The sequence below is a fragment of the Pedobacter albus genome (assembly GCF_036324255.1).
GTDB classification, from domain to species: domain Bacteria; phylum Bacteroidota; class Bacteroidia; order Sphingobacteriales; family Sphingobacteriaceae; genus Pedobacter; species Pedobacter albus.
In genome coordinates, this window is record NZ_JAZDQT010000002.1 from 24,629 (window position 1) to 42,473 (window position 17,845).

Consider the following 17,845-nt stretch of genomic DNA (forward strand, 5'->3'; position numbering starts at 1 on the left):
TAGTTATTTAAATGGTTGAGGATGGTTGCCAGCTATTTCAGTTTTACAAAATCGCTTTCCTTTAGGTTGAGGCGTTGCATGGTTTGCAGCATAGGCAATTGCAAGTTGGCCTGGCTTAGTACCCCTGTAGAACTTGGAGGCGTTACCACAATCCGTACCTTATCAACACTTAGCCATGCTGTAGTACTGGCCGTGGCTCCATAAATCCGAACAGCGGCCGAATATGTATCGGTAAACAACTTATAGGTATAATACTGGATTGAAGTACTTTCTGTATTGGTATAGGACAACTGCACCCACTTCTTCGTTGTTCCGGGCGAAACTACTCTCATGTAAACCAATACGACTCCATTTTTCGCTGCTTCGACCGCTGTTAACGGAATATTAAAAACAGTGGTGGTATCGTTAGGCAATACATGCCTGTCCATTCTTAAAATCACATTCATGCTAGACGAGCCACCAATAAAAATGCTTGGAAAATCGAATGTCGAAGCATCGGTAGTTTCAAAAGCCATTACATTGGCATTGCCATCTGCACCTTTTAACGACACTCCAGCTGGCCAAGTTCCGTTGGCTTTTGGTCCGTATATCTTATAATCGTATAACGCGATATAAAAATCTCCATTTCGGCCAGTGGTGTCTTGTGGTGCGTAGGTTCCGCTAAGCAAAGTATTTCCATTCGTACCGTTTGCTCCATTGCTTCCATCAGCGCCTTTTAAACTCGTTCCAACACCCCAACCAAATCCAGCTGTTTTTGGGCCATAAAGCATAACTGGGAGTCTAGAAATATAAAAATCACCGGTTTTACCCAATGCCGTATCTGGGGCAGTTTCTCCGCTATAAATTACTGTACCATCTGCACCTGCCGGACCCGCTGGACCTTGTGCACCCGCAGCACCACGCAAAAGAATAGGAACGCCCCAGCCCGTATTATCTTTAGGGCCATATAATAAATAGTTGGTTTTATCCAGGTAGTAATCGCCCAAGTTGCCTATGCCACCAACTGGCGCGCCATTGCCACTTAAAGTAGTACTGCCGTTGGTGCCATTTGTACCGTTAGTTCCATTTGTACCATTTGTGCCTTTAAGAACAAGTGGTGCTCCCCAACCTGCGGTTGTTTTGGGGCCATAAAGATTGCCCGTATTCTTATCCAGATAATAATCGCCATTAAGACCTATTGTATTAGATGGAACTCCAGTGCCACTGTAAATGATGCTGCCGTCTTTACCAGCCGCGCCTGCAGGGCCCTGTGTACCATCGGCACCACGCAACAAAATAGGTGCGCCCCAGCCACTGGCTGTTTTTGGTCCGTATAACAAGTAATTGGTTTTATCTAAATAATAATCGCCTACCACCCCTGCCGAGGCTGTCGGTGTACCACTGCCACTTAAAGTAGTGCTGCCATTGGTGCCGTTGGTACCAGCAGCGCCCATCAAAGTAATGGGGGTGCCCCAGCCTGTTCCTGTTTTTGGACCATACAAACTTCCTGCAGAACGATCAAGATAATAATCGCCGGTTGTGCCTAAGGCTCCGGCAGGTGTGCCTATACCGCTATAAATTATACTGCCATCTTTACCCGCAGCGCCAACAGCTCCGGCTGCACCAGCCGCACCTTGGGGTCCGGCCGGACCTTCTGGGCCCGTCAAACCCGACTCGGAGCATGACCCTAGCACAATGCCAACCAAACAAATCAGTAAAAAAAAGTAATTGTTCTTCATATCGGTTCCTTTATTTGAAAAATTTGATGCCTTAACACGTTAACCGAAATCATAAAGCCTTAAAATTGCCTGTTGCTCGGGGCAAACCGTATGGCTGTTTTTATGGGAGAACGCATCTTCATCAATGTATCTTTTCGGATACATGAAATTAGCCCGCCAGGAGGTGCATCCGGCAAATTATCGACGAACGGATAGGAATAATCGTTAAAGGGAAATTGGCTTAGGCTTTTTCGAAAAGCACCTGCATACAGGTACCTTTTAATTCGCTACTGCTGAATAATTATTATGATGCAAAACTGTTTTTAGGAAATGAAACCAACAAGATCATTGAACGCTTCTCCGAAGTTGCTATAACCAGCCAACAAAACCATATTATCTAGTCTTCTCTGAAAGAGCGTTTAAGCTTTTTAAATGGCCCTTTGTACGTGCCATTAATACCTTCATACAATCTGGAGGCTAGCTTCCTATTAGAAAAACTGCTTCGCCTCATTGCCGAAGTCTAAGGCAGTTTGAAAGGCTTTGTAATTATAAAATGGCTGTATCGCCCAAAGCGCTTGGCAGGATAATCCGATTCTCAAATACCTACAAGCTAAAAAAGCAGCGTTTTCAACTGCCCTAGAACTAGCTTGCTTTTCGTTGGGCTATTTCATATACCCCTGATACGCGACTTTAAACAATTTTCGCGTTTATAATCCAATATTGCAGAAGATGAAATGCATTTTAGGTCTGTTCCATATGACAAAAGGGGAAATACCTTTGCGACAAACCAATTTTCTTAAAGGTTATTATTAAAATGGCTGGTAATGATACCAGCCATCAAAGGTTCAATTGCTTTTATGCTCATCAGCATAAACACTTTACAAGCCTATTAAAATAGCATATTCGGTTGTAGTTGCCCCACCAACGATTTTCTTTTGTTCATCTTTGGTCAACACAATAACTTTTTCCTTGAACTTTTCAATAGCCTTTAATGATTTGTTGTTTTTTTTCATAGCATCAATTTCTTAGTTTATAACTAGTTAAATATAACTATTCTTTTCCGAAAACAAGAACCATCTCCGTGCCATGTTCGGCCGTGCTGCTCATGGCTAGCTGGGCATTAATTTTTACTGCAAGCTCTTTAACAATTAATAAGCCATAACCCGAAGATTTGCTTTTCAACTGCTTGTTGCCCATTAATATTTGAAGCTGATCGTTTGGAATAACCTCCCCCTTATTAGTTACAGCAATATAAACTTGCTCCTTTTCGTTTAGGCCAGCTTTCAATTCAACAGTTGTATGCTCAAAAGAATTATTGATGGCGTTCTGAACTAAATTGCGCAAGATAATCAATAACAAATTTGCATCAGTACTTATGCTTTCTACCCTTGCTACAACGAGAGCCAGCTGTATTTCTTTGGCATCAGCCTGGCTTTGCAGCAAATCAGCCACCTGGGCAAACAAATCGGCCACAGCTACATTTGAAAGATGGAGTTCAAAATGTTCCATCTGGGTTTTCGACCATAACAGCAAGTCTTCCATGGTAGCCAGCAAAGCGGTTGAAGATTGGATCAGCTTTTTTTGATGGCTTGCCATTTGGTCTTCGGTCAATAAGCCTGCCCTGGTTTGCTGCAGCTTAAGAAAAGTAAAAAGCTGGCTTACCGGACTGCGCAAATCGTGGCTGATGATACCGAAGAGCCGTGCCTTGGTTTGGTTGGCTTCGGCCAGTTTTTTGTTTGCCAAATCTAGCTCTGCGTTGGATCGATGCAACAAAACATTTGATTTGTTCTTGTTTCTATAATTTCGGTAAATCAGGATAATCACAAGCAGGGCAAGGCCAAAGGCAATAATCAGGACCAATTGTAATTGGTTCTTTTGTTTCAGCAACTTATTGGCAGCTAAACGTTCGTTAGACAGGTAATCAATCTGCTTTTCTTTTTCGGCATTTTTATATTTGAACTCGATGTTGGCAATCTGCTCGTCAGACTTGTCTTGGTAAATTTTGCTCGACAAGGCATTGTAGTCTTTGTAATACTTCAAGGCTTTGCCATTATTGCCCAATTTTTCATAGCTCTGGGCCAGCTTGAGCATAATAGAGGCATAAACATCCTTGCTAAAGGAATACGACCCAGGCAAAGCCTTTTCTAAATAGGTTACGGCCTTGTGGTAATCCTTCAGTTCGTAGTTCAGGTTGCCCATCAGGTTGAGCGCATACAACATGGCTTCCTTGCTTTCCGATTCCATGCCGAGCTGATAGGCTTTTGTAGCATATTTTTTAGCCAACTCAATATCCTTATCCAAATAATAGGAGGCAAACAGCCTGTTCACTGCACTTAATTCGGACCTGGCATAGAATAGTTTTTTATCGACCATGGCGCCATACACCTTGTCGTAATAGATTTTGGCGCTATCTACCTTGTGCATGTTCAGGTAAACCTGTTCAAAATTAATGTACAGCCTGATTTTGGCGCCCATATATCGTTCAAAATAGGGCGCGGCCAATTTGAAGCTATTGAGGGCATTTTGGTTTTGATGCAGCTGCAGGTAAAGATTACCCAAGCTGGCATAGGCCAAACCCAAACTTACTTTCGAGGTATAATCTTTCTTTTGAGCCAGTATCTTCTCTTTTAAGGGCAGCGACTCGAGAATATAGGAAATGGCTTTATGATAATCACCGGTGCCTAAATATTCTTCGCTCAACGCCGATAAGATACGGTCTTTAATGGCATCGTCTTTAGCCAAAGGGAGCAATTGATGCAGGCGCTTTACATGGGGCTTGGTTTCTTCAAAACGGCCCAAGTAACGGTTCAAATAATTGATTTGCTGCCGTGCCATCACTTCGTACGCCATATTTTGACCAAGTATGCCGTACCTGGCGCTCTGCTCGAGGTAAAAAAATGCGCTGTCGTTTTTGAGCTGTACCTTATAGGTGTGGCCAATGAAAAAGGAATAGGCCGAGAGGGTATGGTAATCGTTTTTGGCGGTGAGCCCCACGCCTTTCCGGGCCACTACAATTACACTGTCGAATTCTTTAAAAATGCCCCTTTCAACAGTTCTGTTATAAAAACGCGTAGCATAATCCAGCCATTTTTTATTTTCATCATTCGATTGCTTCGCCTGCAACTGAAGACAGCAACAGCAAAACCACAAAACGAAATAAAAACGAGCGTTTGGAAACATAAAAGAGCTGTTATTTCAATCCATGTAATCAATTGGCCATGTAGTTGCTCAAAACCTCCCGGGTTTCGCGCAGGTAGGTTTTGCCAATGGGCAGACGGCTGTTCCCCATGTCAACCTGTTTGGCATTGAGGCATTTTACCTTGCCTATGGCGATTACATAGCTGCGATGGATACGGATAAACTTGCCTGCCGGCAACGATTCGAGAAAACTAGACAAGGTAATCAGGGTCAGGTAAACCTTGTTTCCCGTTACGATTTTGGTATAATCGCCATAGGCCTCCAAATAAATGACCTCTTTGGCGCTAATATTCACAATTTTGTGCCCTTCCTTAAAGATGATCTTTTCGTTTTCGAACAGAATGTCGTAGGCATCGGCTTTGCTTTTGAGCTGGGTAAAATCTACAATTCTTTTGATGCTCTCCTCAAAACGATCGCTGGTTAAAGGCTTCAGGATAAAATCAAAAGCCTTGAGCTGGAAACCCTGCAGGGCATATTCGGGATGGGAAGAAATGATAACGTTGATAGAGCCCAAATGATTAATGGTCTTGATCATTTCCATCCCGTTGATTTCAGGCATGTCTACATCGGTAAACAATACGTCTGGCTGGTGCTGCTTAAAAAAACAGATGGCCTCTAGGCAGTTGCTGAAACTACCTATCAATCTTAAATCGCCATGATTAGCAAGCTCGGCCTCTACCGCCAATCTGTCTAAATCGTCGTCATCAATAATAATGCAAGTAAGGGGAACGCTCATAAAACAAAGGACTATTGTCTATTATAAACATACATAAAAAAAGCCATTAAAATGTTACCTGCTTCGATATGAACACGTTCATTTTTATTTTAGGCACCTAAAATATTAGTTATATTTACGGAATGAATAGAAAATTCCTGGCCAGCTTCATTTTGCTGCTCATGTGCGCTAACTATATTTTTGCGCAAAATACCTATACCATTAGCGGTACCGTAAAAGACCAAAAAGAAACCCTGCCTGGTGCCGCCATTTACATCAGCGGCTATAAGATTTCGACCGTAACCAACAACGAAGGCAAGTTTTCTATTCCCAATTTGGCTCCCGGAAGCTACGATGTACTGGTACAGATGATCGGCTACCTGCCCTATTCAAAAAATGTAGTCATTGCCGACAAATCGGTAAACATAGAAGCATTGCTTCAAGAAAATACCGTCATGCTGAAAGAGGTAGTGATTAAGCCCGACCCTAACCGGATGGCGCATATTGCCCTGTTTAAGGATTTTTTTATCGGCAAATCGCCTAATGCCGCCCAATGCAAAATACTGAATACCGATGTGCTCATCATTAACGACGACAGGGAAAACGGCATGCTGACCGTTAGGACCAACGAATTTATCGTCATCGAAAACAAGGCTTTGGGCTATAAACTTAAATACCTGCTCGAGTATTTTGAATACAACTATAGATCAAAAATCGTTTTTTATGCAGGACATCCTTATTTTGAGGAAATGAAGGGCAGCAAATCGAAGCAAAAGAAATGGCAACAGGCACGCGAGATAGCCTATAACGGCTCTATTCAGCATTTCTTTAAATCTTTATACCACAATACCATTGCCCAAGATGGCTTCGTGATCAACAAACTGGTTTCCATTCCCAATACCAACCGCAAGCCCGACAGCCTGATCAATGCCAACATCAAACGCCTAACTACCGGCCAAAACGGACTTACCCGTGCACTGACCTTTACCAGTGGCGATTCTCTGGCCTACTGGCTCAAGCAAAAACGCGAGCCCCTAACCATGAGCGTGCTTAGCCGTGCCGATGTACTGGTTGATACCTTGGTCAAAACCTACAACAGCGATATCAAAACCATGAACTTTAAGGACGAGCTGTATGTGATTTACAAGAACGAACGCGAAACGCCCGAGTACGATTTTTCGGGAAACAGGCAAAACAGACCAATGGATATGCCAAACTACCAGGTTTCTGTGGTAAGCCTGCTCGAACCTCCTGTGCGTTTTTATGCCAACGGTGGTGTGGTAGACCCTCGAAGCACCTTATACAAAGGCTTTTGGGCCTACGAAAAAGTAGCCGACCTGGTGCCTATGGATTACATTTCGACCATCAAGAAATAGGTTCCAAGCTGTTAAGCTTTTTATTCCTCAGCATCTGTTGGTGTTTTTTACCAAAAAGTTATTCACCACCCTGTTGAAAACATTAATTTAAAATTACTAATATTTTTAGCAATTTTAAATATGGTTAGCGGAGAAGAAAACAAAGACGATTATCTTAATGGCCGGGGTGCCCAAATCAATACGGTTAATAGGTTTCTTAAAAACTCTTTAAGCAAAGCGCATGTAGAAGCTATTGACGATTGGGAGGAAACCAGTGGCAAAACAAGTTTCATTATCGGCACTTCCAAATCGGTAGTAAACAAGGTGGATAGCCCGGATGTGGGCATGGCCTACTCGCTCAACCCCTACCAGGGCTGCGAACACGGCTGCATTTACTGCTATGCCCGCAATTCGCACGAATATTGGGGCTTTAGCGCCGGCTTGGATTTTGAAAGAAAAATCATTGTCAAAAAAGATGCGCCAGAACTGTTCAAGAAGTTTCTCGAGAAAAAATCATGGGACGCCTATCCCATCTCCCTATCGGGCAATACCGATTGCTACCAACCTGCCGAACGCAAGTTTAGGCTAACCCGTCAGCTGCTCGAAATTGCCTTGGCCTATAAGCAGCCTATTTCCATGATTACCAAAAATGCCCTCATTTTACGGGATCTGGATATTTTGCAGGAAATGGCCAAACTAAACCTAGCCATGGTATTTGTTTCGATAACCAGTTTAAACGAAAAACTAAGGCTTAAGCTCGAACCGCGTACCACTACCGCCAAGCAACGCCTTAAAATTATAGAAGAACTAAGCAAGGTTGGTCTGCCTACTGGCGTTATGGCCGCCCCCATGATTCCGGGCCTCAACAACCACGAAATGCCCGCTATTTTAAAGGCGGTGGCCGATAATGGTGCCAAATCGGCGGGCTATACCGTAGTTCGATTGAACGGAGCCATCAGTACCATTTTTGAAGATTGGTTGCAAAAGAATTTCCCCGATCGTTTTGAAAAAGTGTGGCATGCCATACAAAGCTGCCACAATGGCGAAGTAAACGATAGCCGTTATGGCATGCGGATGCGTGGCGAAGGCAATTTTGCCCAAATGATACGCGATACCTTTAAATTGCATTGCAGGCTAAACGGATTGAACCAGGAACAAATCCAGTTAGACCGTAGCCAGTTCAAAGTTCCTAAAAGCCAGTTGAGCCTGTTCTAACCACTGGTCGGGAAATGCTTTCCCGACCACCATAGCTGTGAATTTTTAATCCATGCCACATTTTTGCAATTCCGTTACAAAGTCCGCTTGGGCATCACCCCGCCATTTGCTACTTTTGATTTTCAACCCCATTCCATGAAAATTGCTTTAATCACCTATCAAGATCAAGGAGCCTATGCTTCGCCAACTGTAGTAAACGAAGACGACAAACTGTTGGAATTTCTGCAGGATAAAGGTTTAAACATTGAAAAAGTAATTTGGAATAATCCTCAAATCCAATGGGAGAACTACGATTTGGCCATCTTAAAATCGCCTTGGGACTATTTCGACCTCATCACCGATTTTTATGCCTGGCTGGAAATGCTAACAGCCAAAAATGTGAGGTTACTTAACCCAACAGCTACCGTTAAATGGAATGCCGACAAGCATTACCTTCAAGACATCAAAGCCAAAGGATTATTGGTTACGCCGAGTATCTTCTTAGAAAAGGATACCCTTGTTAACTTAAACAGCTATTTTGAGGAATTTAAGACTGAAAAACTCATTGTGAAACCTTGCGTAAGTGGCGGGGCCAAGAATACCTTTAAGGTAACCAAAGCCAATGTTGACGAAATTAATGTCAAATTGGGCACATTGATAAACGAAGAAGCATTTATTGTACAGCCTTTCTTATCCGAGATTGAGGAAAACGGCGAATGGTCGTTCTTGTTTTTCGACCAGCAATTTAGTCATGCCCTACTCAAAAAAGCCAAAACCGGCGATTTCCGGGTGCAACACGCCCATGGTGGCAGCATACACCCTCAAGAAGCACCTACCCAATTGCTTAAAAACGCACAACAATATGTAGACCAGTTTGCCCACAACTGCCTATACGCTCGTGTTGATGGCACTGTGGTAAATGACGAATTTTTATTGATGGAACTGGAACTCATCGAACCTTTCCTGTTTTTAAATACAGACCCCAATGCCTGCGAACGATATTATCAAGCCTTAATAAAGCTGATCAACTAATCCTTTGCCTGTCGGCATTTGAAATCCGATTAGTTATAAATATTAAAATCTGTTAATCTGTGGCTATTCATGTTCGCCGAGTTCCCAATCTAAACCTACCTAACTTTGGATTTGCAATCTAATCAACATAAAACCGATAATCTGTTAATCTGTGGCTATTCATTTATCGCCTTGCCCCGAAGTCCTGTGTCCAGTAACTTCCAACTCTGGCAGTTCCCATTTCTTTGTAATTCGCGCTCATGATATTTTTGCAATGCCCCTCGCTACTTAGCCAGGAATTCATCACGGTTTGTTCGTCTTTTTGTCCCTTGGCAATATTTTCTGCAATAGCTTTCCAAGGATAACCAACCGCATCAAAACGATCGGATAAGGTTTTGCCATCAGACGAAACATGGGTAAAAAAATTGTTTTTGTTCATATCGCTGCTATGATGATAAGCGGCTTTCGCAATGACATTGCTCCAGCTTAAAGCCGGTACCGGAGGCATAGCCATTGTACCACAATTGCAACCACTGGCCCGTACCTGATTGACCAATTTGAGCAAAAGTGCATTATCCAAATTGGTACTTACCGCATCAGCATCCCCATTTTGATCAGGATTGGCCTCCGCCTTATTGTCTTTACAGCTTAGCGCAAAACAAAGAAGTACGACAGACAAAATAACAAATCTCTTCATTTCAGTAGTACTTTCGGCAAGGTCAAAAAAAAACACCTACCAAGTTCATGATAGGTGTTTAACGATTTGGGGCTTGACATGGTATTAAGCGCCCTCTTCTTTTTTCTTTTTCTTACCGCTGCTTTTGTTCACTACGGTAATTTCTTCTTTTTCCTTATTGTAGTCGATCTCCAAAGTATCGCCATCGTGGATTTCTCCCTTCAGAATTTCTTCTGCAATCGGATCTTCCAAATATTTCTGGATGGCACGTTTTAACGGACGGGCACCAAAATTACTGTCGAAACCTTTTTCTGCGATGAAATCTTTCGCTACATCAGTCAATTTCACTTCATAGCCCAAGTTGTGTACACGGCCAAACAGCGATTTCAACTCGATATCGATAATTTTGAAGATTTCTTCTTTGCCCAAACTGTTGAACACGATTACATCGTCGATCCTGTTCAGGAATTCTGGTGCAAAAGCACGTTTCAACGCATTCTCGATTACGCTACGGCTGTGGATATCGTTTTGGCTAACCTTGGCCGAAGTAGAGAAACCAACACCTTGACCAAAATCCTTCAACTGGCGTGCGCCAATGTTAGAAGTCATGATGATAATGGTATTCCTGAAATCTACTTTGCGTCCTAAACTATCAGTCAGCTGACCTTCGTCTAATACCTGCAACAAGATATTGAATACATCAGGGTGCGCTTTTTCAATTTCATCCAACAAGATGACCGCATAAGGTTTTCTGCGAACTTTTTCGGTCAACTGGCCACCTTCTTCGTAACCCACATATCCCGGAGGCGCGCCTACCAAACGCGAAACCGCAAATTTCTCCATGTATTCGCTCATGTCGATTTGGATCAGCGAATCGTCGCTGTCGAACATAAAACGGGCCAATTCTTTAGCCAACTCGGTTTTACCAACCCCTGTTGGACCTAAGAAGATGAACGAACCGATTGGTTTTTTAGGATCTTTCAATCCAGCTCGAGTACGTTGGATGGCTTTGGTCAGTTTCTTGATGGCATCGTCCTGACCGATAATTTTCTCGGCCACGGTATCGTACATATTCAATAGTTTCACGCTATCGGTTTGTCCAACACGTTGCAACGGAATACCAGTCATCATCGAAACCACCTCGGCTACATTGTCTTCGCTTACTTCGTAACGCTTGGTTTTGGTTTCGGCTTCCCATTCTGCTTTGGCACGTTCCAGTTCCTCTAAAAGGTTCTTTTCGGTATCGCGTAGCTTGGCAGCCTCTTCATATTTTTGGCTCTTCACCACTTTGTTCTTTTCAACCTTGATATCTTCTATCTTGCTTTCGATAGCGATAATGTTTTCTGGAACATGGATATTGGTCAAATGCACCCTCGAACCTGCCTCGTCTAAAGCATCGATGGCTTTATCTGGCAAGAAACGATCAGTAATATACCTCGAAGTTAAGGCCACGCAGGCATTAATGGCTTCAGGCGTATAAGTAACACCGTGGTGCTCTTCGTATTTCTCTTTGATACGGTTCAAGATCTCGACGGTTTCATCAGGTGTAGCCGGCTCGATCATTACCTTTTGGAAGCGACGGTCTAAAGCGCCATCTTTTTCAATATACTGACGGTACTCGTCTAAAGTAGTGGCACCGATACATTGAATTTCGCCCCTGGCCAAAGCCGGTTTGAACATGTTCGAAGCATCTAACGAACCTGAAGCGCCACCCGCACCTACAATGGTGTGGATCTCGTCGATGAACAGGATCACATCAGTCGATTTCTCCAATTCGTTCATCACTGCTTTCATGCGCTCTTCAAACTGGCCACGGTATTTGGTACCGGCAACCAGCGAAGCCAAGTCTAGAGTCACTACTCTTTTGTTGAACAATACCCTCGATACTTTGCGCTGTACAATCCTCAAAGCCAAACCTTCGGCAATGGCCGATTTACCAACGCCAGGCTCGCCAATCAAAATCGGATTGTTCTTTTTACGGCGTGAAAGGATTTGCGAAACACGCTCGATTTCCTTTTCGCGACCTACAATCGGATCTAAACGGCCTTCTTCGGCCGCACGGGTCAAATCGCGACCAAAATTATCCAATACCGGGGTTTTAGATTTAATATCTGAAACTTTTTTAGGCGTGCTGAAGCTTTCCTCCTCTTGGTAGTCGTCGTCGCCACCGCTAGAAGTACCGCCTCCCTGTGCCTCATCCCTAAAGCCGTTTTTGTTTACCTCAACCTCTTGTTTAAAGATTTCGTAGGTAATGCCGTATTGCAACAAAATCTGCGAAGCAATATTGTCGTCATCTCTTAAGATAGACAGCAACAAGTGCTCTGTACCGATCAAATCGCTTTTAAATATTTTTGCTTCTAAATAAGTAATCTTCAATACTTTTTCAGCCTGTTTGGTCAATGGAATATTTCCCAAATTAACCGTTACGCTCGAAGTACCGCGAACGGCCTCTTCAATGGAGCGGCGAAGTTTAGAAGTATCAACCGATAATGATTTCAAAATCTTTATGGCCATACCGTCACCTTCGCGAATAAGGCCCAACAACAAGTGCTCGGCACCTATATAATCGTGTCCTAACCTCAGGGCCTCTTCCCTGCTGAAAGAAATCACATCTTTTACCTGTGGTGAAAATTTAGCTTCCATAATATGTGTGTAATCGGGACGACTCTAAACTATAAATTTGTTTTATAAATACGGCCTCCAGATTTTTATATTTTATCAACAATTACGCCATTTTGGTGGATAATACCAATAGTTTCTTCAAGCTTAAACAAAAAACAACAAATTGCGCCAAGAAGTTTCTGTTTTTAGCATCTACGTAATCCGATAGAAATTAGGTTTTTATCATCAAAAATCTAATTTAGGTGCAAAGAGCCATGATATTGTCGGTTTTTTGTAAGGTTTTAGCTCCCGTCAAAAACTGACAAATTGTTACATTCGCTATAGGCAAACGAGCAGTTTTGACAGTATGTTGCATTTCCCTTGGCTCAATCAGCATCCACAGCAACCAGCTTTAAAAGTTCACTTTTTTTACATTCTGTATCCATACGGCCTGATTCACGTTTTGTTTTTTTATATTTAGGTTCAACCTTAACCATTTATAAAATATGAAAACATCATCCGTTTCAAAACTCAGCAGAAATGAGCTGAAGAAAGTTTTGGGAGGTGGCGGCGAAGAGCCGATGCATCCTCTGTGTCCAATCTGTTCGTGCGAGTGGCCTTATCCATCGGCTTATTTGGCCTATGCCTCGGCTAACCTTTGCGAACCGAACCCATGCGCCAGGCCGGTAGATCCAACGCCGAACGATCCAGATCCTTGCGCTCCGGCAATAGACATGTAAGCTAAGCGAACGGAAATCTTTTAAAGGCCACTTCGAAAATTGAAGTGGCTTTTTTATGCGATAAGCCCTCCAAAACACCTCTTGCATTTTCCGCCTTACATTTTCCATCATTTTAACCATCTTTGCACAAACACTATAAATTATGTCAGACGAAAAAATAATCTTTTCAATGGCGGGGGTGAGCAAAATCTATCCGCCACAAAAACAGGTTCTTAAAAATATTTATCTCTCTTTCTTTTACGGCGCAAAAATCGGCGTAATTGGTTTAAACGGCTCTGGTAAATCGTCATTGCTGAAAATTATTGCCGGTTTAGACAAATCTTTCCAAGGCGAAGTGGTGTTTTCTCCGGGCTACTCGGTAGGCTATTTGGCGCAGGAGCCAGAGCTCGACCCTGAAAAAACCGTTCGCGAAGTGGTAGAAGAAGGCGTAGCCGAAATTACTGCCATCTTAAAAGAATACGAAGAAATCAATGAGGCTTTCGGTTTGGAAGAAAACTATTCGGATGCCGACAAAATGGATAAACTGATGCAGCGCCAAGGCGAACTGCAAGACAAAATAGATGCGGTTAATGCCTGGGAGCTCGACAATAAATTGGAAAGAGCCATGGATGCCCTGCGTTGTCCAGATCCTGAAACCAAAATCGGCGTGCTATCGGGAGGTGAGCGTCGCCGTGTGGCCATGTGTCGCCTGTTGCTGCAAGAGCCTGATGTGCTGCTACTCGATGAGCCTACCAACCACTTGGATGCCGAAAGCATCGACTGGTTAGAGCAATTCTTACAAAACTACAAGGGAACCGTTATTGCCGTTACCCACGACAGGTACTTCCTAGATAATGTAGCAGGCTGGATCTTGGAACTCGACCGTGGCGAAGGCATTCCGTGGAAAGGCAACTACTCTTCGTGGCTAGACCAAAAAGCCAAACGTTTGGCACAGGAAGAAAAAACCGAGAGCAAACGCCAAAAAACATTAGAGCGCGAGCTGGAATGGGTCCGAATGGCACCAAAAGCACGTCATGCGAAATCGAAAGCACGTTTGGCCAACTACGACAAACTGGCCTCGGAAGACGGCAGAGAACGCGAAGAAAAATTGGAGCTTTTTATCCCTGCGGGCCCGCGTTTGGGCAATGTAGTTATCGAAGCTACCAACGTAACCAAAGCCTATGGCGATAAAATCTTGTTCGAAAACCTGAGCTTCTCGCTTCCTCCTGCGGGCATTGTAGGCATTATCGGACCAAACGGCGCGGGTAAAACTACCTTGTTCAGGCTCATTACCGGACAGGAACAAGCTGATGCGGGTACCTTTAGGGTAGGCGAAACCGTTGCTTTGGGCTATGTAGACCAGATGCACAACGACCTCGATGCCAACAAAACCGTTTATGAAAACATTACCGATGGATTAGACAATATCCAGTTAGGCAATAAGGCGGTTAACGGCCGCGCGTACGTATCGAAATTCAATTTCAATGGTGCCGACCAACAAAAGAAAGTGGGCATTTTATCAGGTGGAGAACGAAACCGCGTGCATTTGGCCATTACGCTAAAAAAAGGTGCCAATGTATTGTTGCTCGATGAGCCTACCAACGATATCGATGTAAACACCTTGCGTGCCTTGGAAGAAGCTTTAGAAAACTTTGGTGGTTGTGCGGTAGTGATCAGTCACGATAGGTGGTTCTTAGACCGTATATGTACGCATATTCTGGCTTTTGAAGGCAATTCTGAGGTTTATTTCTTTGAAGGCAATTACTCTGACTACGAAGAAAACCGCAAGAAACGCCTCGGCGATGTAACACCGCATCGCATCAAGTATAAAAAACTAGGCTAGCAAAAACTAGCTCTTGTTGTGTTTTTCACCGATAAGAACTGTATAATTAAATCGTTGGTGAAGAACACCAACAAGAGCAAGAAAAATACGATAGCAAGAAAAATAAAGAAAGGCTCCTTACTGCGGAGCCTTTCCTATTTTAGAAATAGTTATTTACGATTTTTTGTGATAGAAAACATAATTGCATCGAAATATCGCACTTGTTGGTGTTCTTCACCAACAAGCCCATATTACCCATTGGTGAAAAACATTAACGACAGCAAAAAAACAAAGAAAGGCTCCGTACTGCGGAGCCTTTGCTATTTTAGAAATAGTTATTTGCGATTTTTTGTGATAGAAAACATAATTGCATAGAAATAAGATAAGCTATCAAAAAACTGACTTTGAAATCATAATCATTAACAATCATAGCTTTCAACGGGATAAATAAACTCATTAATCCCAAAAGCGTAAGAAATAATCCTGTTTCGCTTTTCAGAAATTTTTTGACAGCTTCAAAACGCCTAACTATATAAATCGCACATTTTGTAAAAACAAGCAGCGTAAACATAAGAGGCCCATAATAAATCAGAAATCCAAAAAATGTTTCATTAAAGTCGTAAACAGGAGTTAAAAAATCGAGGATGGTCACCCACAAATAAATACCGACAATACTTGATAAAAGCGTCGAAAGAAATTTAATTATCATTTATTTTTTATTTAATGTCCTTAATTGTTTTTCCACCTATCGCTGGTGAAGAACACCAACGATGGCAAATAGATCCCGATTCGGCATCTAGCTCTAGCTATTATTCTTGTTGATGTTCTTTATCGCATCGCACTTGTTGGTGTTCTTCACCAACAAGCCCATATTACCCATTGATGAAAGACATTAACGACAGCAAAAAAACAAAGAAAGGCTCCGTACTGCGGAGCCTTTGCTTTTTAGGCTACAAATTTTGGAGGCATTGGCCCAGGCTTAGGCAAACTGTTTTCTTTCGCTTTTCTTTTACCCCTAAAAAAGAAATAGAGGTTAACAAAAAGCATAAGGCCCAAGTAAATAGAGAAAGTCCCTATTTTGTAACTAAGCGCTTCCACCAAAGATTGGTAGTCGTTTTTATAGAGCGTAAGTTGCAGGATCATTAAGGCAAAGCCCAAGTTGAGCAGGTAAAAACCGGTTTCGAAAAGCTTGTTGGTGGCAAAGGCAATCTCTTCCCTCCCCTTAAAAATATCGAGCATGTAAACCTTGCTGTTCCTGAATAAGGTTCTTGACACATAAAAAGTCAGGAAAAGTGCCACAGGGACATAAATTGCATAGCCGATCAGAATTTTTGTAGTTTCCATATTATTGAGTATTGAGTTGTTAGCGGATTAGTTTTTGGATCTGGGTGGTTAATAAAAGGATGTTTAGGTAATGCAAAACCGAAATGATACCGATAATAATGGCCATTTTAACAGCGATGACTTCAACCAGTTGGGGCATGCTTGTAATTTGCTGCCAGGCAACCAAGGTAATGGCACAATAGCCAATGTTAACCAGGTAATAGCCAACCAGCAGCACCTTGTTTATTTGCTGGCAAAGATCGAGGTGGCCGGGCAACAGCTCCGCCACAAACAGGTTGCCGTTCCGATAGCAACTGCGACCTACAAAAACAATGATGAGCACAATCAAGGTGATAAAGACCGCATAGCCGAGCAGATTGTAATTCATAATAATATTTTATTTACTATATTTTCAGAAATTATTGAAAGTTTGTATCAAAAAAATTTGCCTATTTCAGTAATTTAATCATCAGTTTGCCCAGCCAGTTGTCTTTGTAGGTAGTTACCTTATCAATCATTTCATCGGCACGGCCCACAAAATCGTAAAGTTTTTTGGTCTGCTCCACAAAATGCTTTTCGGCAGGGGTTTCATTGGCCTGGATAGACGAAACCTCCTTAAGCATTTTCAAGGCAGGCTTAATCTCTCTTTTGCTTCTTTCTTTGGCAATTTTGGTGGCCAGCTCGTCTAAATCCTTTTCCGCAATAAAAAACTCCCTTCGCTCTCCCGGCTTGTTTTCCTTATACACAATGCCCCAATCCATCAAAGCCCGGAGGTTCATGCTGGCATTGCCCCTCGAAATCTGTAGTTCCTGCATGATGTCTTCCATCGAAATGGCTTCGTCCGACACCATAAGCAAGGCATGGATCTGTGCCATGGTTTTATTAATGCCCCATTGCGAGCCCAATGCGCCCCAGGTTTGCAGAAATTTATTTTTGGCAGTAGCGAAATCCATATCCAAATATAGAATTTATTTTCAAACTTTCAAAAATAATTGAAATATATTTTTATTTCCTGCCAAACCCCGATTTTGTACGCTAAAATTTTATTTTTGGCCAAGATTTAAAGTTTCTACCTGTATATTGAATTTTAAAGAAACATGCACGGTTTTTAGTTGTTATAACCTGTAGCTAAACTGTACAATATTTTATATTTGAACCTATGAAGAAAATTTTAGTTGTTGACGATGATGATGATGTGCTAGATACCATTGCCGTGATTTTAGAAATTGGCGGCTACGATGTAGAGCCTTTAAACGATGCCGAAATCGTGTTCGAACGCATCGCCGAGTTTGAGCCCGATCTGATATTGCTAGATGTAGTGTTGGGTAAAATTGATGGGCGGATTATCTGCAGCCAACTTAAATCTCATGAAGATACCACCCACATCCCTATCCTGATGATGTCTGGATTATACGACCTGCGGGAAATACAGGATATGGAATGCGCCCCAAACGATTTTATGGCCAAGCCTTTTAAAATGGATGTCTTGCTCAGTAAAATAGAGAAACTGGTGAACTAAAAAGCCGACCTGGCC

Annotated in this window: 16 protein-coding genes; 6 read left to right on the forward strand and 10 right to left on the reverse strand. The window is 42.6% G+C overall.

Annotated elements, in window-relative coordinates; translation table 11 throughout:
• Positions 1–32: 32 nt before the first annotated feature.
• The 4 genes from VRU48_RS09880 to VRU48_RS09895 form a co-directional block, all read right to left on the reverse strand.
• Positions 33–1,718 (reverse strand): collagen-like domain-containing protein, encoded by a 1,686-nt coding sequence (locus tag VRU48_RS09880; RefSeq protein WP_330107774.1) that lies wholly within the window; start codon positions 1,716–1,718, stop codon positions 33–35.
• 857 nt (positions 1,719–2,575) lie between these two features.
• A complete protein-coding gene (locus VRU48_RS09885) occupies positions 2,576–2,710 on the reverse strand; it encodes a hypothetical protein (RefSeq protein ID WP_330107775.1) in 135 nt (44 codons plus the stop codon).
• Between the two features lie 37 nt (positions 2,711–2,747).
• Positions 2,748–4,877: a tetratricopeptide repeat-containing sensor histidine kinase gene (locus tag VRU48_RS09890; RefSeq protein WP_330107776.1), complete on the reverse strand. Its 2,130-nt coding sequence runs from the start codon at positions 4,875–4,877 to the stop codon at positions 2,748–2,750.
• Positions 4,878–4,905: 28 nt separating this feature from the next.
• Positions 4,906–5,631 carry a LytR/AlgR family response regulator transcription factor gene (locus tag VRU48_RS09895; protein WP_330107777.1) on the reverse strand — a complete coding sequence of 242 codons (726 nt, stop codon included), beginning with the start codon at positions 5,629–5,631 and terminating at the stop codon, positions 4,906–4,908.
• A gap of 122 nt (positions 5,632–5,753) precedes the next feature.
• Here VRU48_RS09895 and VRU48_RS09900 point away from each other — a divergent pair, with 122 nt between their 5' ends.
• The 3 genes from VRU48_RS09900 to VRU48_RS09910 all read left to right on the forward strand — a co-directional run bounded on the left by VRU48_RS09900 (position 5,754) and on the right by VRU48_RS09910 (position 9,191).
• Positions 5,754–6,986 carry a carboxypeptidase-like regulatory domain-containing protein gene (locus tag VRU48_RS09900; protein ID WP_330107778.1) on the forward strand — a complete coding sequence of 411 codons (1,233 nt, stop codon included), beginning with the start codon at positions 5,754–5,756 and terminating at the stop codon, positions 6,984–6,986.
• A 120-nt stretch (positions 6,987–7,106) separates the two neighbouring features.
• Complete coding sequence (locus tag VRU48_RS09905) at positions 7,107–8,180, forward strand: PA0069 family radical SAM protein (RefSeq protein ID WP_330107779.1); 1,074 nt, start codon at positions 7,107–7,109, stop codon at positions 8,178–8,180.
• Between the two features lie 135 nt (positions 8,181–8,315).
• Positions 8,316–9,191 (forward strand): ATP-grasp domain-containing protein, encoded by an 876-nt coding sequence (locus VRU48_RS09910; RefSeq protein ID WP_330107780.1) that lies wholly within the window; start codon positions 8,316–8,318, stop codon positions 9,189–9,191.
• A 163-nt stretch (positions 9,192–9,354) separates the two neighbouring features.
• Here VRU48_RS09910 and VRU48_RS09915 read toward each other — a convergent pair whose 3' ends face one another.
• Both VRU48_RS09915 and VRU48_RS09920 read right to left on the reverse strand, forming a co-directional pair.
• Complete coding sequence (locus VRU48_RS09915; protein WP_330107781.1) at positions 9,355–9,867, reverse strand: CAP domain-containing protein; 513 nt, start codon at positions 9,865–9,867, stop codon at positions 9,355–9,357.
• An 84-nt stretch (positions 9,868–9,951) separates the two neighbouring features.
• Positions 9,952–12,489, reverse strand: coding sequence for an ATP-dependent Clp protease ATP-binding subunit (locus VRU48_RS09920; RefSeq protein WP_330107782.1), 2,538 nt, complete (start codon positions 12,487–12,489; stop codon positions 9,952–9,954).
• 464 nt (positions 12,490–12,953) lie between these two features.
• Between VRU48_RS09920 and VRU48_RS09925 the strand changes: the two genes are divergently transcribed.
• Positions 12,954–13,187 carry a hypothetical protein gene (locus tag VRU48_RS09925; protein WP_330107783.1) on the forward strand — a complete coding sequence of 78 codons (234 nt, stop codon included), beginning with the start codon at positions 12,954–12,956 and terminating at the stop codon, positions 13,185–13,187.
• Positions 13,188–13,329: 142 nt separating this feature from the next.
• Positions 13,330–15,009 carry an energy-dependent translational throttle protein EttA gene (gene ettA, locus VRU48_RS09930; protein ID WP_330107784.1) on the forward strand — a complete coding sequence of 560 codons (1,680 nt, stop codon included), beginning with the start codon at positions 13,330–13,332 and terminating at the stop codon, positions 15,007–15,009.
• 304 nt (positions 15,010–15,313) lie between these two features.
• On the opposite strand, the gene VRU48_RS09935 is transcribed toward ettA, so the two are convergent.
• The 4 genes from VRU48_RS09935 to VRU48_RS09950 form a co-directional block, all read right to left on the reverse strand.
• A complete protein-coding gene (locus tag VRU48_RS09935) occupies positions 15,314–15,697 on the reverse strand; it encodes a hypothetical protein (protein WP_330107785.1) in 384 nt (127 codons plus the stop codon).
• Positions 15,698–15,933: 236 nt separating this feature from the next.
• A complete protein-coding gene (locus VRU48_RS09940) occupies positions 15,934–16,332 on the reverse strand; it encodes a hypothetical protein (protein WP_330107786.1) in 399 nt (132 codons plus the stop codon).
• Positions 16,333–16,351: 19 nt separating this feature from the next.
• A complete protein-coding gene (locus VRU48_RS09945) occupies positions 16,352–16,699 on the reverse strand; it encodes a hypothetical protein (protein WP_330107787.1) in 348 nt (115 codons plus the stop codon).
• A 61-nt stretch (positions 16,700–16,760) separates the two neighbouring features.
• Positions 16,761–17,264: a GbsR/MarR family transcriptional regulator gene (locus tag VRU48_RS09950; RefSeq protein ID WP_330107788.1), complete on the reverse strand. Its 504-nt coding sequence runs from the start codon at positions 17,262–17,264 to the stop codon at positions 16,761–16,763.
• A 206-nt stretch (positions 17,265–17,470) separates the two neighbouring features.
• On the opposite strand from VRU48_RS09950, the gene VRU48_RS09955 reads away from it, so the two are divergent.
• Positions 17,471–17,830 carry a response regulator gene (locus VRU48_RS09955; RefSeq protein ID WP_330107789.1) on the forward strand — a complete coding sequence of 120 codons (360 nt, stop codon included), beginning with the start codon at positions 17,471–17,473 and terminating at the stop codon, positions 17,828–17,830.
• Positions 17,831–17,845 lie beyond the last annotated feature (15 nt).

What these genes read in the sequence shown, in the direction of transcription:
- VRU48_RS09940 (WP_330107786.1), bottom strand. Translation starts at nt 16,332, where the DNA reads ATGGAAACTACAAAAATTCTGATCGGCTATGCAATTTATGTCCCTGTG.
- VRU48_RS09910 (WP_330107780.1), top strand. Translation starts at nt 8,316, where the DNA reads ATGAAAATTGCTTTAATCACCTATCAAGATCAAGGAGCCTATGCTTCG.
- VRU48_RS09925 (WP_330107783.1), top strand. Translation starts at nt 12,954, where the DNA reads ATGAAAACATCATCCGTTTCAAAACTCAGCAGAAATGAGCTGAAGAAA.
- VRU48_RS09885 (WP_330107775.1), bottom strand. Translation starts at nt 2,710, where the DNA reads ATGAAAAAAAACAACAAATCATTAAAGGCTATTGAAAAGTTCAAGGAA.
- VRU48_RS09935 (WP_330107785.1), bottom strand. Translation starts at nt 15,697, where the DNA reads ATGATAATTAAATTTCTTTCGACGCTTTTATCAAGTATTGTCGGTATT.
- VRU48_RS09880 (WP_330107774.1), bottom strand. Translation starts at nt 1,718, where the DNA reads ATGAAGAACAATTACTTTTTTTTACTGATTTGTTTGGTTGGCATTGTG.
- VRU48_RS09900 (WP_330107778.1), top strand. Translation starts at nt 5,754, where the DNA reads ATGAATAGAAAATTCCTGGCCAGCTTCATTTTGCTGCTCATGTGCGCT.
- VRU48_RS09945 (WP_330107787.1), bottom strand. Translation starts at nt 16,699, where the DNA reads ATGAATTACAATCTGCTCGGCTATGCGGTCTTTATCACCTTGATTGTG.
- VRU48_RS09905 (WP_330107779.1), top strand. Translation starts at nt 7,107, where the DNA reads ATGGTTAGCGGAGAAGAAAACAAAGACGATTATCTTAATGGCCGGGGT.
- VRU48_RS09920 (WP_330107782.1), bottom strand. Translation starts at nt 12,489, where the DNA reads ATGGAAGCTAAATTTTCACCACAGGTAAAAGATGTGATTTCTTTCAGC.
- VRU48_RS09955 (WP_330107789.1), top strand. Translation starts at nt 17,471, where the DNA reads ATGAAGAAAATTTTAGTTGTTGACGATGATGATGATGTGCTAGATACC.
- VRU48_RS09895 (WP_330107777.1), bottom strand. Translation starts at nt 5,631, where the DNA reads ATGAGCGTTCCCCTTACTTGCATTATTATTGATGACGACGATTTAGAC.
- ettA (WP_330107784.1), top strand. Translation starts at nt 13,330, where the DNA reads ATGTCAGACGAAAAAATAATCTTTTCAATGGCGGGGGTGAGCAAAATC.
- VRU48_RS09915 (WP_330107781.1), bottom strand. Translation starts at nt 9,867, where the DNA reads ATGAAGAGATTTGTTATTTTGTCTGTCGTACTTCTTTGTTTTGCGCTA.
- VRU48_RS09890 (WP_330107776.1), bottom strand. Translation starts at nt 4,877, where the DNA reads ATGTTTCCAAACGCTCGTTTTTATTTCGTTTTGTGGTTTTGCTGTTGC.
- VRU48_RS09950 (WP_330107788.1), bottom strand. Translation starts at nt 17,264, where the DNA reads ATGGATTTCGCTACTGCCAAAAATAAATTTCTGCAAACCTGGGGCGCA.